The organism is Marinobacter psychrophilus, assembly GCF_001043175.1.
Lineage (GTDB): Bacteria > Pseudomonadota > Gammaproteobacteria > Pseudomonadales > Oleiphilaceae > Marinobacter > Marinobacter psychrophilus.
Map to the genome: position 1 here is coordinate 299,666 of NZ_CP011494.1, position 14,122 is coordinate 313,787.

The following is a 14,122-nucleotide window of genomic DNA, read 5'->3' on the forward strand; positions in this document are numbered from 1 at the left end:
TATCTTTTAATGGGATTGTTAAGCCGTCTCAGCATTCGCACGCGTTTACTTCTTGCCACTCTGGTTCCCGTTTTGTTGACTGCTGCGGCGATTAGTTTCATCACCGTTGAACAGCTTCGTAGCAACGAACAACGCCAACTTGCGCAGCTGGAAGAGAGCCTGCTTGAATCCCGAAAAGACGGGCTAAAAACGCTGGTAGATGTAGCCAAGATCGTAGCTCTGGAGGCTAAAAAAAACCCTTTACTGAGTGAGCGTGAGGCCAAAGAGGCGGTCGCAAACCAGCTGCGAGCCATCCGTTTTGGCAGCAATAACTATATTTATGCCTACGAGCGCACGGGCTCTAGCCAGTTTATAAATCTTGCTTATGCCCCTGACCCAAGTAAAGAAGGTGTTGTGTCTAGTCCGACCACCATTAGTATTGTGCGGTCTTTGTTTGATGCGACCAACGGCGATGGTTTTCATGGTTATGACTGGCCGAACCCGGCCAGTGGTGAGAAGGAGCCAAAGCTCTCTTACACCGTGACTATACCTGACTGGGACTGGATGCTGGGTGGCGGCGTTTACGTGACCGACATCGATCAGCAATTGGCCATTGTAAAGACCAAAATCGATGCCAAACTGGCTAAGACCCTTGGGTTTATTGCCCTTGCCACGGTGGTTATTGTGCTGCTGGGCGTATTTGTGGGTGTTTTTGTCGGGCGTACGGTTACCCGCCCGCTGAAAACCGTGAGCGACCTGATGGAAGACATCGCCAACGGCGATGGTGATCTGCGCAAGCGTCTGCCCGCCGAGGGCGACGACGAGCTGGCGGAACTGGGGCGCTGTTTTAACACCTTTGTGATCAAAATCCAGGAAACCGTTCGCCAGGTATCGGCCACCACTGATCAGGTGGCTTCAGCTGCGGAAGAGCTGAGCAGCGTGGCCAACGAAACCCGCGCATCGGTTCAGCGGCAGGGTTCGGAAACCGATCAGATTGCATCGGCGATCCATGAAATGGTGGCGACTATCCAGCAGATTTCCGGCAATGCCAACGATGTTGAAAGTTCCGCATCCGATGCCGATCGCATGGCTAGGGAAGGCGGTAAGACCATCGCTTCCGCGCAGCAGGCAGTGCATCAGCTTTCCGATGAAATCCAGGCCAGTGCCACCACTATTAACTCACTCGCGGAGCGCTCAGACAATATTCAGCAAGTGCTGGATGTGATTCATGCGGTGACCGCACAGACCAATCTGTTAGCGCTGAACGCGGCTATTGAAGCAGCTCGGGCCGGTGAACACGGCCGCGGTTTTTCGGTAGTGGCTGACGAAGTGCGCCAGTTGGCCCGGCGCAGTGCCGAATCGGCCGACCAGATTCGCGAGATGATTGACGGATTCGTGACTGAATCCCGTGCCGCCGTCGAGCGTATGAACCAGTCGCGGGAGCGTTCGGCTGAAACCATCGAGCGTATCAGCCATGCCGCTCAGGCTTTAGCCACCATTGAAACCTCGGTTGGGCAGATACACGATCAGGTCACTCAGATTGCCACCGCTTCCGAGCAACAAAGCCAGGTGGCCGAAGAAATAAATCAAAACGTGGTGCGTATTGTTGATGCGGCCCAGCAAAGCGATACTGGGGTTGGCCAGACCCACGAGGCCAGCCATGAACTGGCGCGTTTGAGTGAGTCTTTGCGACATTTGATCGGAAACTTCAAAGTTTAAACACAACAATAAGGTGACATAACAATGCGTAAACTGATCGTGGCCACTTTGGCCTTGGCCGCAACCCTGGCCACCGCCTCAGCATTGGCTGAGGAAACTTATAACCTGCGACTGGCGGAGACCTGGGGCCCCAACTCGCCCATATTGGGGGACACCACCAAACACATGGCAGAAATGGCAGAAACCATGTCTGGCGGACGGCTGAAAATCCGCATCGATTCGTCCAATAAGCACAAAGCGCCTTTTGGCATTTTTGACCTGGTGCGCAACGGCCAATACGACATGGGCCATACGGCCTCTTATTACTATAAGGGCAGCATTCCTAACGCCATGTACTTCACCACCACGCCTTTTGGCATGATAGCGCCAGAGCAGTACGCCTGGTTCTATCACGGTGGCGGCATGGAGCTGGCGCAGAAGGTCTATCAGCCTTTTGGCCTGCTGTCGTTTCCTGGTGGCAACACCGGCAACCAGATGGGTGGCTGGTTTCGTGAGGAAATCACCTCACTGGATGACCTGAAGGGCATCAAGATGCGCACCCCGGGGTTTGCTGGTGAAGTGATGTCAGAGCTCGGTGTTGCGGTAACCAACATTCCACCGGGCGAGCTTTATAGCGCCTTGGAACGTGGCACCATTGACGCCCTTGAATGGGTAGGCCCAGCTCTGGACCTGCAAATGGGCTTTCACCAGATTGCCAAATACTATTATTCCGGCTGGCAGGAACCCGGCGCCGAAACCCAGTTTCTGATTAACGAAAAAACCTGGAACAAGCTGCCAGAAGACCTGCAGGAAATTCTGCGTGTGGCGATGCGCACTGCGGCCTATGACATGTACATCCAGAGCACCCATGAAAGCGGCGTGGCCTGGAGCCGTATGCAGCAGGATTACCCGGACGTTACCCATAAAATCTTCCCGCCGGAAGTCATCAGCGCTCTGCGCGATGTCACCGAAAGGCTGTTGAAAGAGGCCAGCGACGCAGACCCGCTGGCGAAAGAAATCATTACCTCCCAGCATGAGTACCTGAAGCAGGTGCGCCAGTGGACTAACATTTCTGATAAGGCGTATCTGAACTCAGTTGTTAACGAATAAACAGGCGGAACACCAGGATTTGGCAGAATCAAAAACTGGTTAAAAAGAATGCAACTGCGGGCGTTGTGGATTATCCTCACGCCCCTTTTGCTTTTTGTGATCATCCACGGTGACACCGTTTCGATTTAGGCTGGTTTGATGGAAAAAACGTTACTTTCGCTGAGCACAATCAGCAAACAGTTCGACGGCAAAACCGTATTGGATTCGCTCACGCTGGATATTTTTGACGGTGAGTTCATCACCCTGCTAGGCCCCTCCGGTTGCGGCAAAACCACACTATTGAGAATGATGGCGGGTTTTGAGCTTCCCGACTCAGGCACGGTTACCCTCGCCGGAGTCGACATTACTGACCAGCCTCCCGAGCAGCGCCCCCTCAATACCGTATTCCAGAGTTACGCCCTTTTTCCCCACATGTCAGTGTATGACAACGTAGCCTATGGCTTGAAAATGGAAAATCGGCCAAAGGCGGAAATCCGTGAACGGGTAGAAGAAGTCTTGGCGATGGTGCAGCTGGAAGATTTCGTCTCGCGTAAGCCGCACCAGTTATCTGGCGGCCAACAGCAGCGGGTAGCGATCGCACGCGCGGTGGTAAAGCGGCCCAAAATGCTGTTGCTGGACGAACCCCTGTCGGCACTGGATTACAAGCTGCGCCGCACCATGCAGGTAGAACTCAAGCGCTTGCAGCGTGAACTGGGCATTACCTTTGTGTTCGTGACTCACGATCAGGAGGAAGCGCTGTCTATGTCAGACCGCGTTGTGGTGCTGAAAGACGGTTATATCCAGCAGCTGGGCACACCGCGAGAAGTTTATGAGCGCCCGGCCAACTTATTTACCGCGCGCTTTGTGGGGCAAACCAATTTTTTCCCGGGGCAGGTCACCAGCATAATCGATCACGAGATCAGCGTGGATGTGTTCGGCCTGAAAAGGGTACTGAGTAAACCCTCTTTTCGTGTAACCGTGAACCAGTCATTACACGTATTGCTGCGCCCGGAAGACATCCGTGTGCTGGCGCCAGGCGACAGCGAAGGCGTGGCCGGCGAGATTGTCGAGCGTAATTACAAAGGCAGCACTTTGGATTCGGTGATTGAGCTGGAAGACGGCAGCCAAGTGATGGCCAGCGAGTTTTTCGATGAAGACGACCCAACCTTCGATTACAACATTGGCGAGAAAGTTCGGGTTAGCTGGGTAGATGGCTGGGAATGGCTGTTGGCCGAAGAACAAGACCAACCGTTGACCGACGAAGAGGAGCAGGCAGCCGATGATGCTGAGCATTAGGCAACAGCCCTTTAGAACCGCTGTTCTGGTGCTGGTGTGGGGTTGGCTGCTGTTTCTAGTGCTGGCGCCCAACCTGCTGGTGGTGGGCGCTAGTGTGATGACCCGCGACCCATCCACGTTTATCGCCTTGCCACTGAACCTGGATGCCTATCGCCAGTTGTTCAATCCGCTGTATCTGGACGTTTTTTTACACTCCTTATGGATGGCAACATTGACCACGGCGATATGCCTGCTGATTGGCTATCCATTTGCCTGGGCGCTGTCGAAAGTGCAGAAACGCCGGCAGATGCTGCTGATATTTTTATTGATCATTCCCTTCTGGACCAATTCGCTGGTGCGGGTTTACGCTTTGAAACTGATTCTAGCCACCAATGGCCTGCTGAACACAGCACTGCTGTGGCTGGGTTGGATTTCTGAGCCTATACAAATGCTGTACACCCAGGGTGCGGTTATTATCGGACTGGTGTATCTGTTGCTGCCGTTTATGATTCTGCCTTTATACGCGGTGTTTGATGATTTACGTCAGGACGTGCTGTTAGCCTCTCACGATCTGGGTGCAGGACACCTTGCCACCTTCAGAAATGTGATTATTCCGCTCACCCTGCCGGGTGTTCTGGCTGGCGTTATGCTGGTGTTGCTGCCGGCCATGGGGCTGTTTTTTGTGCCGGACATACTCGGTGGCTCGCGCAGCCTTCTGGTGGGCAACGTGATTAAAAATCAGTTTCTGGATGCCCGCAACTGGCCGCTTGGTGCGGCTGCCAGCATCGTGCTGACCCTGACCATGGCGTTGTTGATGTTCGCCCACCGCCTGAGCAAACAACGCCTGGGCGAGGAGAGCTCCTGATGCGCTGGCTACCGCGGACTTACCTGGCACTGATCTACCTTCTGCTGTATATCCCCATCGCCGTGTTGGTGGTGTTTTCGTTTAACGATTCCCGCACCGGCTATAGCTGGGGCGGGCTTAGCCTGCGCTGGTATGAGTCGCTGTTCAGCAATTACGCCATGATGAAAGCCTTGGGCAACTCGCTGTTCCTAGCGCTTACGGCTGCTACCGTGTCTACCCTGATTGGCGCGTTGACCGCACTGGCGCTTCATCGCTATCGTTTTCGCGGCAAAAAAGCGCTAAAAGGCATGTTGTTTGTGGTGATGATGTCTCCGGAGATCGTACTGGCTATATCCTTGCTGGGTCTGTTTTTGCTGGCGGGTATCCAGCTGGGCTATGTGTCGTTACTGCTGGCCCACGTCACCTTCTGCTTACCGTTTGTCGTGATTACCGTCATGGCGCGGCTTAGCGGATTTGACGAGCGTTTGCCGGAAGCTGCACGGGATTTGGGCGCCAGCGACTTCACCATGACTCGCACCGTGCTGATTCCGGCTATTATGCCGGCGCTGATGGCGGGTTGGCTGCTGGGCTTTACACTGTCCATGGATGATGTGGTCGTCAGCACCTTTGTTAGTGGACCCAGTTACGAAATATTGCCCCTGCGCATCTACTCTATGGTGCGGGTGGGCCTAAAACCTGAAGTAAACGCTTTAGGCACTTTGTTACTGGTGTTTTCACTGGTGATGCTGTTGTTGTCGCAATGGATATTGATGAGGAACAAACAATGAAAAAATTGGCATTGGCGGGAATACTGACGGCTGGCCTTGTCGGCTGTAGTTCGGAAGAGCCCAAGGTACTGAACCTGTACAACTGGTCTGAATATATGCCTCAGGAAGTGATGACCCGCTTCGAGGAAGAAACCGGTATACAAGTGGTATACACCACCTATGACAGCAACGAGGCTATGTACGCCCGCTTGAAATTGCTGGACGACAGCGCCGCTTACGATCTGGCCGTGCCGTCTACCTACTTCGTGAGCAAAATGCGTAACGAAGGCCTGCTGATGCCAATCGATCGCAGCAAGATTGAGGGCTTTGACCAGCTTGACCCGGAGCTGATTAATCTGGATATCGATAAAGGTAACGAATACAGCGTGCCTTACATGTGGGGCACCACCGGGCTGGGCGTAGATACTGCCACCATCGACGGTGAGCCGGTCACTGCCTGGGCAGATTTGTGGGAGGAGCGCTTTAACGGCCGGGTTATTCTGACCAATGACATGCGCGAAGTGTTCCACCTGGCGCTGCGGGTGTTGGGTTACTCCGGTAATAGCACCGACCCGCAGCAGATTAAAGAGGCTTATGAAAAGCTCACCGAACTGATGCCTTCGGTAAGAACCTTCAACTCCGATGCCCCGCGCATGCCGTTTCTGGAAGGCGAAGTGGATATTGGCATGATCTGGAACGGTGAAGCGGTAATGGGTAAAGACGTTCTGGAATCGCTGGAATACGTGTATCCGGAAGAAGGCATTATTGTGTGGCTCGACAGCTTCGTGATTCCGAAGAATGCCAAGAACCCAGATGCCGCCCACAAGTTCATCAGCTTTGTGCTGCGCCCGGAAATTGCTGCTCTGATCAGTACAGAAATCGGCTATGCCACACCGGTGCTGCCTGCGCGTGAGCTGCTAGACGATTCGGTTGCTAAAGATCGCGCCAGCTACCCCACGGCGGCAGACATGGTGAACGCTGAATTCCAGACCGACATTGGCGATGAAGCGATGCAGATTTACGCCAAGTATTGGGAAAAACTGAAGTCGGGTCGTTAATCTGACCTGCTATAAGCGGTCTGCCTGGGGGCAATTGCGGCCGGGCAGGCCGATGAGTATAAAAGCGAACTCGCAGCCGTTTATGTGTCGTAAATGCAGGTGTCAGACATGGCAATGATCTACAAACAACTGATCGACACAGCTGGAAGGTCGCTTTCTTCGATGTTCTTGGCACCCCTCCTTCTGACACTGCCGTGCCTCATGGTTGCTGCCCTGTGTTGGTTGGCGATAGGTTCTTCAGTTGCCTCTGCGGCCAGTCAACCGGTCACCGAAGGCTAGGAATATCGCTGGGGCGACTCCCCGATAGACGCCAACGGTATCCCTACATGGACAGAAACGTCCGCTCCGGATCAGTGGTCCGCCATCGATTTCCCCTCAAATCCGCCCGACCGGAATGGCCGTAACAACGTGTGGTACCGGGTCAAACTGCCGGCCACTGGCACGATCCGATGCTCTATATATTTAGCATTGATCTGATTGTGCAGGTCTGGCAAGGCGACCGGCAGATTTACCAGTTTGGTGAGTTCGATGCCGAGGGCCGCGGCGAGTTTGCTGGGTGGCCCTGGCATGCTATTGCACTGCCGCCGGATTATCACGACAAGCCCCTGTATTTCAGAATTTATTCCAACTATATCGATATTGGTTTATGGGGCAAAGTGGCTGTTATGGAACAGCAGGCCCTGGTGCCTTATATTCTGAAAAATTCGGTTAAATCATTGATCGTGGCTGGAATGTGCGCGTTTCTGGCACTACTGGCTGCAATTTTTGCGTTCTTGCGCAAAGACGACCAGGGTTTTAGTGGCATTGCTTTATTTTCCTCCAGCTCATCACTCCTGCTGCTTGCCGGCACTGATGCGAGCCAGCTGCTGTGGCACCAGCCGTTAGTGTGGGAGTATCTGGAAGCCATCTCTTATTACATGGTGCCGGTTGCCCTGGGAGTGATGCTGGTGCAAGGGCGTGGAGCAAGGTCGGCGCGCTTGCTCAGACGGCTGTGGCAGCTGCATCTGCTGTACTTGTTGTTGGCGCTGGGGGCATCGCTTTTGGGGTTGGTCACTCTGGCAGCTACCTATCCTGTGTTTGACGGTCTGTTTTGGGTGTCCTTGATCGTCATGTCGGGCATGGCGTTGTTCAATTTCCGCCAGATGTCTGGTGCGCAGCGACTGTTGCTGGCGGTATTTAGTGTTTATTGTCTTCTGTTAATAGCCGATATGGTGGTGGCTCACGGATTTTTGCCTTGGGTAAGAGTGCCCGTTAGCTGGGGTGTTTTGCTATTTCTGCTGGCGGTTGTCAGCATTTCAGTGGTGCATTACCGTCAGATTCAGATTCAGATTCAGCTTCAGCAAATGAACTCGCGCCTTGAACAGGAGGTGGCTGAACGCACCGCAAAAGCCGAGGCATTGACCCTCCGTGAGCGCCGGCGAGTTAAATTGTTGACCTTTGAAAATGAGAAGAACCACCTGTCCGATGTGGTTGTCGCGAGCTTGCAGAGCTGCGTTTCGTTAACCCAGGCCATGGAATTGCTGGTGCTCGAACTTCCTGACTTGACCAGCCCGCTACGGGGTGTCCTGTACCAGCCGGATGCGCTATGCACCTACTTGCCTGAGGACTGCTGGCGCCAGGTTGTGAGCTGGGGTTACAACTCTAACCCTTCCAGCCCTTTCACCAACTCCAGCACGTTGCCAGAGACGTTTGATGGCTTGATAAACCTGCCGCCGCCCACTCGTCTGTTTGCGGATATCCGGGACTTGCCGTTAGACGATACCGATTTGCCCACCGCTCTGCACAACCTGTGTTTATGGATTAACGTGCAAAAGGCTGAGAGCGGGAGACACACGATTGGTTTGTTGCAGCTGGTAATGCCGGAATACTTTTCTGCCAACACAACGGAATACGGCATCGCCCGTTTGTATTTTTCAATGGATCAGATTATCCAGAAAATAGGGCTTACGCTGTCCGGTGTATTATTACAGGATGATTTACAAAAATTTTCTTACGAAGACGCGCTCACTGGGCTGCACAATCGCCGCTTTTTTGATCGATTCATAAAGCACGAGCGGGCGGTGTGTTTGCGCAGTCAACGCCCGCAGACGTTATTGATTGCGGATGTGGACCACTTTAAACGCTTTAATGACGATTACGGCCATGAAGTTGGCGATCTGGTGCTGCAACGCATTGCCAGTGAGTTGGCGCCAGCGTTTCGCGAAAGCGATGTGGTTTGCCGCTATGGCGGCGAGGCATTTGTGATAATCATGGCCGGTGCCAGCAGCGCTCAGGCGAAAGCAAAAGCGACGGGGTTGTGTGAGCGGGTACAGAGCCTCAGGCTTGAGCATGAGGGTGTGGCTTTGCGGCCTTTGACGATTTCAGTGGGGGTAGCCAATTGGCCGGACAGTACCCTCAATCCAGAAAAGCTGATGGGGTTGGCTGACAAGGCGCTTTATCGAGCGAAACGGAACGGCCGCAACCGCGTGGAGGTGTCTTACAGCGGTTGAGGTAGGGCTGGTCAGACTACCAACACCGGGCACTTGGCGTGGCTGGTTACCCGGTGCGACACGCTGCCCAGCAACATGCCGTCTTTGTCGCTATGGGTGCCGCGTGTGCCCACCACAATCAGGTCAGCTTCTTTGTCCCGGGCGAACTGTACAATCACTTTGGAAGGCCGCCCGCTTTTGACAAAACCGCGCACATGAGTGGCCTCATGCCCCTTGGCATGTTCTTTGGCGTGATTCACAATCTCTTTGGCGTACTCTGAAAGCACTTTGTCGGGGATGTCCATGCTGTCTGGACGGTTGATGGACAAAGAGGCCTCAAACAGGCTGTGGTGCTTGTACACGCATAGCAGAAAGATCTCGACGTCAGGAATCAGCCTTTGTAAGCCGATGGCTTTATCCAGTGCGTTCATTGAGTTTTTGGAACCATCTACGGCGACTAATATGCGTTTGAACATTCCGCAGTCTCCTGATTAGGCCGGAAAAGCCAGGTCGCGCAAGAACAATGCAATCTGCGGGAACGCGATAATCAATCCGGCAGCGACGATCAGCATCGCAATGAACGGCGGTGTGCCGCGAATTACATCCATATAGGGCCGTTTGAAAATGGCGATAGCGGTAAATATGTCGCAGCCAAATGGCGGTGTGGCAGAGCCAATGGCCACCTGCAGGGTGATGAGTACGCCCACTAAGACAGGGTCTAGCCCTGTGGCCTGAATGGCCGGCGCAAATATCGGCGTCAGCACCAGAATTACCACAATCGGGTCGACAAACATGCAGGCTATAAAGAACGCGACACAGATGGTAACCAAAACGCCAACCGGGCCTGCCTCATTGATACCCACCGATTCCAGAATGGCTTGAGGGATCTGTGCAAACGACAGAATCCATGAAAAACCATTACCCACGGCCACCAGAATAAACACCACGGCGGTGATCAGGCCGGTGGATTTAGCGATGCGGTAAATGTCCGTGAGCTTGAGTGAACGAAAAATCAGAAATTCCAGCAAGAAAGCATAGAGCACGCATACTGCGGCTGCTTCGGTGGGGCTGAAGATACCGCCGTAGATACCACCAACAATAATCACCGGGAAAAATAGTGGCCACAGAGCCTCGCGCACGGCGCGCCCGCGCTCGCCCCAGGTAGCTTTAGGCTCGGTGGGCACGTTGTTCTTATAGGCGTATAACAGGCAATAGAGTGAAAACATGAACAGAATCATTAGGCCCGGGCCAATGCCGGCGATAAACAGTTCAGCTATAGAGGTTTGCGAGACAACCCCGTAAATAATCATACCAATGCTGGGGGGAATCAAAAACGCAATATCACTGGCGTTAATAATCAGCGCCAGGGTAAAAGAATCGGAATACCCTGCTTTCAACATTTTCGGCCGCAACGGTGAACCTACAGCTACCACGGTGGCCTGGGTAGAGCCCGAAACCGCCCCAAATAGGGTGCAGGAGGTGGCCGCGCTAATAGCCAGCCCGCCCTTGATGTGGCCAATAAACGCCATCACCATATTAATGAGGCGATCAGCCGACTGGCCGCGGGTCATAATGTCTGCGGCTAGAATGAACATCGGCACCGCAATCAGCGACGCGGGGCGAATACCGCCCATCATTTGCTGAATAAAAGTGCCCATCTGGCCGAAGCCGTCGAACATCATTACAAAGCCGACAACAGCAGCGGTTGTCAGCGGGATCATCATCGGGAAACCCATTAGCAGGAGTCCGATCATAATGACCATCAGTATTGTTGCCATGATTCTTGCCTTTTATGGTCTGCTCAGAGTCTGGTCTGATTCATGCTGCTTTAAACTTCGGTTTCGGTCTCTGCATAGCCGTCCACCAAACCGGTGGATAAGTACACGTCTTTACTGGTTAAATTCTTGACGGCGGTTAGCAAATACTGAATGCCGGTAACGGCAAAACCGATGGGTGCCCAAACATAGATCGTCCAAATTTCTATGCCCAACGCGGGTAGAATCCGACCGCGATCGTACAAAGTAACGATGTAGCCGTAGGAGTGGTAGCACAAGAAGAACATCATCGCGGCGGTGAACAGAGCGATAACGATCATCAACACCTTTCGGCCCCTAGCGGGAATGGCGTCGTAAATCGCTGACATGCGAATGTGGCGCCCGTGGCGGGCGGCGTAGCCAATGCCGGCGAAGGTAACCAAAATAATGAGAATACGGTTGATCTCGCCGGAAAAAAACATGCCTTCGCCGAATACAAAGCGGGCAATCACGTTCACGCAGGTGTTCAGTGCCATCAAAATGACGCCAGCAGCAAGCATTACTGCTTCGATTTTGGCAATCCACTCATCGATGGTTCCCAGAAAACCGGGCAGTCCCGAATCATAGTGGCCAGTGTCGTCTAAGTCCGGGGAGTTCTCGGTCATGAGCTATGCTCCGGAGTGGCAAAGTCCCAGCCGGAAGGAGAAATGCCCCGGCTGGGCGGGGTTAGTCGTTGAACCCCGCAGGCAAGTACCCGCGGGGCTAGGGACTGCAAAAGAATATCAATCCGTTATTTTTTAATGTCTTCCAGGTCTTGCTTGAACTGGTTCAGCAGTTGTTGACCACTGTCGCCGGCCATTTCAACAAACTTCGCCTCAACCTGTGGGGCACGCTTGCGGAACTCGGCAATCTGTTCTTCGTTCAGGCGTGTAACGGTAACTTCATCACTGCTTTCCTGAATTTTTGCCAACGCCTCATCGGCCAAGCCGTCGATATGGTCAAGAATTTCTTCAAAGGCGAAATCAGATGCTTTGCGCACTAACTCTTTATCGGCATCCGACAGGCCTTCGTAGAAATTCTGGTTGGCCATCATTGCGGTGGTGAACCAGCCATGACCAGTGAAGATTAGGTGAGGTGACACTTCGTAGAGACCGCCAGACTGGATCCAAAAAATCGGGTTTTCCTGGCCCTGAACCATGTTGGTCTGCAGTGCGCCGTAAACTTCACCCCAAGGCAGAGGTGTAGGGGTGGCACCAAAGGCTGAATAGGTTTCTGACAGCAGAGGGTTAGTCATCACACGAATTTTTTTGTTTTTCAGTTCTTCCGGTGTGGTGATGGCCTCGTCAAGAGTGATTACCATTTCACCTTCCGGATACATTTTCAGCAACTCTAGGCCTTTCTCCGCATACAATTTAGGGAAGTCGTCGTTAATGGCCTTACTTTCACGAAAAAAGGTTACTACCGATTCCATGTCGGTGGGCATCAGGTAAGGGATGAAGAAAATTTGCGCTTCTGGAATCAGGGCACCAGTAAAGCCGGGAGACTGGTTTACAAAATTCAGAATGCCGGCCTGGGTCTGTTCCATGATGTCATCAGACTCGCCGAGTTCACCGAAGCGGTAGACCTGTACCGTGTTATCGGAATTGTCTTCGATGTACTCTTTAAACTTGTAAGCGAAAACGTCTTGAACATCGCCTTCGTATTCTTCATGGGCGTAGCGCCAGTTGGCAGCGTTCACCGAGTTGGCTGCGGTCAGGGCCGCAAACATCAGCGCAGAAAGGCCTGCCAGTTTCTTGAATTTACTCATGCTGCTCATCGCGTAATCTCCGCTTCTTTTTCTGAATTGGTTCTTCTTCTTCCTTTAGACTGGCAAAACAAAGAGTGAAGCGCAAGTTTACAGATAAAAACCTAAGCTTCGCTTGCTATCTTTTTCTGATCAATAACCTATTGGAATTAAGGCGTATTCCGATTTTCCAGACATGCTTTTAAAAAATGTTCAAATTCTTGGGTTATTCGCGCTACGCTATTTTCGAGCCGATGGCCATCGTTCAGTATAAGGGCGCTGATGCGTTGCTGCTGTGCCAACTCCAGCACAGGCATGACCGGTACAACGTCATCTTCCCAACCATGAATGATCTGGCTGAAAGTGGCAGAAATCTGCGGTCTGGATTGTGGATAGCGTATCAGTGCCAGCGCGGGGGCTAATAAAAAACAGCCTAGTACCGGGGTCATCGCACTCGTTTGAGCGCACACCCAGCCGCCCATGCTAGACCCTGCTAAAACGGTGCGCTGAGGGTCAGCCCCAGCTCGTTCCATAGCGGCCTGCATCTGCTTCAGGCGGGTTGTTGGGTCTTTACTGCTGCGATGGTCTATCGCCTCGGCCACCACATCCGGGTATTTTTCCGAGATTGTTTTCATAGCTTGAATCTTAGTACTGTCGGGGCCACTTTCCAGTCCGTGGGACAGAAATACATGAATAATTGGTAATGTCATTGTTTGGCTCCTGAATGTTTATGGATTCCCGGCCGCAAAGAACGGCGGCGCAGCAAACCGTTGCGGTCATCGCGGCGTAACTTCGTCTATTATTATTGAGAATAACAGGAGACACATTATGTTCAGATGGCCAATAAGCGTTGCACTGGTTTTGCTGTGGGGAGCTGGGCCGGTTGTGGCAGACGAAACAGCGCGTTGCCCGACGTTTTTGGATCACGACCTGCCGAAACTTCATTCTAGCGAAACCGTCAATCTGTGCGAATTGGCTGCTGGAAAACCAATGTTGGTGGTGAATACCGCCAGTTTTTGCGGTTTTACTAACCAGTTCAAAGGCCTTGAACAGCTGCATCAGCGCTACGGTAAAGAAGGCCTAGTGGTGGTTGGTTTTGCCAGCAATGACTTCCGTCAGGAGGCGGACACCGAAGAGGAAGCGGCCACCATCTGTTTCAAAAATTTCGGCGTTACCTTCACCATGATCGCCCCCGGACCGGTTACCGGTGTGGGCGCAACGCCGGTGTTCGCCCACATTAATCAACAGAGCCAGGCGCCGCGGTGGAATTTCACGAAATACCTGTTGAACGATCTCGGCGAGGTGGTGGAGTCTTTTCCCAGCAGCGTCCGCCCTGGCGACAAACAGGTAACGCAGGCCGTGGAATTGGTACTGTAAGTCTGAGGGGGCATAATCCACGGAAGGCGG

Annotated in this window: 13 protein-coding genes; 8 read left to right on the forward strand and 5 right to left on the reverse strand. The window is 53.1% G+C overall.

Annotated elements, in window-relative coordinates:
- Positions 1-9 precede the first annotated feature (9 nt).
- The 7 genes from ABA45_RS01300 (at position 10) to ABA45_RS01330 (ending at position 9,199) form a co-directional block, all read left to right on the forward strand.
- Positions 10-1,698, forward strand: a complete 1,689-nt coding sequence (locus ABA45_RS01300) for a methyl-accepting chemotaxis protein (RefSeq protein WP_048383836.1) — start codon at positions 10-12, stop codon at positions 1,696-1,698.
- Between the two features lie 24 nt (positions 1,699-1,722).
- Complete coding sequence (locus tag ABA45_RS01305) at positions 1,723-2,787, forward strand: TRAP transporter substrate-binding protein (protein WP_048383838.1); 1,065 nt, start codon at positions 1,723-1,725, stop codon at positions 2,785-2,787.
- 138 nt (positions 2,788-2,925) lie between these two features.
- The gene (gene potA, locus ABA45_RS01310) at positions 2,926-4,062 is read left to right on the forward strand and encodes a spermidine/putrescine ABC transporter ATP-binding protein PotA (protein ID WP_048383839.1); all 1,137 of its coding nucleotides are present in this window, start codon (positions 2,926-2,928) and stop codon (positions 4,060-4,062) included.
- Positions 4,046-4,906: a spermidine/putrescine ABC transporter permease PotB gene (gene potB, locus ABA45_RS01315; RefSeq protein ID WP_048383840.1), complete on the forward strand. Its 861-nt coding sequence runs from the start codon at positions 4,046-4,048 to the stop codon at positions 4,904-4,906. Before potA ends, potB begins: the two co-directional genes overlap by 17 nt.
- Positions 4,906-5,673: a spermidine/putrescine ABC transporter permease PotC gene (gene potC / locus ABA45_RS01320; RefSeq protein ID WP_048383841.1), complete on the forward strand. Its 768-nt coding sequence runs from the start codon at positions 4,906-4,908 to the stop codon at positions 5,671-5,673. Before potB ends, potC begins: the two co-directional genes overlap by 1 nt.
- On the forward strand, positions 5,670-6,710 hold the full coding sequence (locus ABA45_RS01325) for an extracellular solute-binding protein (protein WP_048383842.1): 1,041 nt from the start codon (positions 5,670-5,672) through the stop codon (positions 6,708-6,710). Before potC ends, ABA45_RS01325 begins: the two co-directional genes overlap by 4 nt.
- 449 nt (positions 6,711-7,159) lie before the next feature.
- Positions 7,160-9,199 (forward strand): GGDEF domain-containing protein, encoded by a 2,040-nt coding sequence (locus ABA45_RS01330; RefSeq protein ID WP_227506096.1) that lies wholly within the window; start codon positions 7,160-7,162, stop codon positions 9,197-9,199.
- 11 nt (positions 9,200-9,210) lie between these two features.
- Here ABA45_RS01330 and ABA45_RS01335 read toward each other — a convergent pair whose 3' ends face one another.
- The 5 genes from ABA45_RS01335 to ABA45_RS01355 all read right to left on the reverse strand — a co-directional run bounded on the left by ABA45_RS01335 (position 9,211) and on the right by ABA45_RS01355 (position 13,425).
- A complete protein-coding gene (locus tag ABA45_RS01335) occupies positions 9,211-9,654 on the reverse strand; it encodes a universal stress protein (protein ID WP_048383843.1) in 444 nt (147 codons plus the stop codon).
- A gap of 15 nt (positions 9,655-9,669) precedes the next feature.
- On the reverse strand, positions 9,670-10,956 hold the full coding sequence (locus ABA45_RS01340; RefSeq protein WP_048383844.1) for a TRAP transporter large permease: 1,287 nt from the start codon (positions 10,954-10,956) through the stop codon (positions 9,670-9,672).
- Positions 10,957-11,006: 50 nt separating this feature from the next.
- Positions 11,007-11,597, reverse strand: coding sequence for a TRAP transporter small permease (locus ABA45_RS01345; protein WP_048383846.1), 591 nt, complete (start codon positions 11,595-11,597; stop codon positions 11,007-11,009).
- 125 nt (positions 11,598-11,722) lie between these two features.
- On the reverse strand, positions 11,723-12,748 hold the full coding sequence (locus ABA45_RS01350) for a TRAP transporter substrate-binding protein (RefSeq protein WP_048383849.1): 1,026 nt from the start codon (positions 12,746-12,748) through the stop codon (positions 11,723-11,725).
- A 137-nt stretch (positions 12,749-12,885) separates the two neighbouring features.
- Positions 12,886-13,425 carry a YqiA/YcfP family alpha/beta fold hydrolase gene (locus tag ABA45_RS01355; protein ID WP_048383850.1) on the reverse strand — a complete coding sequence of 180 codons (540 nt, stop codon included), beginning with the start codon at positions 13,423-13,425 and terminating at the stop codon, positions 12,886-12,888.
- Positions 13,426-13,543: 118 nt separating this feature from the next.
- Between ABA45_RS01355 and ABA45_RS01360 the strand changes: the two genes are divergently transcribed.
- Positions 13,544-14,092, forward strand: a complete 549-nt coding sequence (locus ABA45_RS01360; RefSeq protein ID WP_048383851.1) for a glutathione peroxidase — start codon at positions 13,544-13,546, stop codon at positions 14,090-14,092.
- Positions 14,093-14,122 lie beyond the last annotated feature (30 nt).

What these genes read in the sequence shown, in the direction of transcription:
- ABA45_RS01340 (WP_048383844.1), bottom strand. Translation starts at nt 10,956, where the DNA reads ATGGCAACAATACTGATGGTCATTATGATCGGACTCCTGCTAATGGGT.
- ABA45_RS01335 (WP_048383843.1), bottom strand. Translation starts at nt 9,654, where the DNA reads ATGTTCAAACGCATATTAGTCGCCGTAGATGGTTCCAAAAACTCAATG.
- ABA45_RS01355 (WP_048383850.1), bottom strand. Translation starts at nt 13,425, where the DNA reads ATGACATTACCAATTATTCATGTATTTCTGTCCCACGGACTGGAAAGT.
- ABA45_RS01325 (WP_048383842.1), top strand. Translation starts at nt 5,670, where the DNA reads ATGAAAAAATTGGCATTGGCGGGAATACTGACGGCTGGCCTTGTCGGC.
- ABA45_RS01300 (WP_048383836.1), top strand. Translation starts at nt 10, where the DNA reads ATGGGATTGTTAAGCCGTCTCAGCATTCGCACGCGTTTACTTCTTGCC.
- ABA45_RS01330 (WP_227506096.1), top strand. Translation starts at nt 7,160, where the DNA reads ATGCTCTATATATTTAGCATTGATCTGATTGTGCAGGTCTGGCAAGGC.
- ABA45_RS01345 (WP_048383846.1), bottom strand. Translation starts at nt 11,597, where the DNA reads ATGACCGAGAACTCCCCGGACTTAGACGACACTGGCCACTATGATTCG.
- potA (WP_048383839.1), top strand. Translation starts at nt 2,926, where the DNA reads ATGGAAAAAACGTTACTTTCGCTGAGCACAATCAGCAAACAGTTCGAC.
- ABA45_RS01350 (WP_048383849.1), bottom strand. Translation starts at nt 12,748, where the DNA reads ATGAGCAGCATGAGTAAATTCAAGAAACTGGCAGGCCTTTCTGCGCTG.
- potC (WP_048383841.1), top strand. Translation starts at nt 4,906, where the DNA reads ATGCGCTGGCTACCGCGGACTTACCTGGCACTGATCTACCTTCTGCTG.
- ABA45_RS01360 (WP_048383851.1), top strand. Translation starts at nt 13,544, where the DNA reads ATGTTCAGATGGCCAATAAGCGTTGCACTGGTTTTGCTGTGGGGAGCT.
- potB (WP_048383840.1), top strand. Translation starts at nt 4,046, where the DNA reads ATGATGCTGAGCATTAGGCAACAGCCCTTTAGAACCGCTGTTCTGGTG.
- ABA45_RS01305 (WP_048383838.1), top strand. Translation starts at nt 1,723, where the DNA reads ATGCGTAAACTGATCGTGGCCACTTTGGCCTTGGCCGCAACCCTGGCC.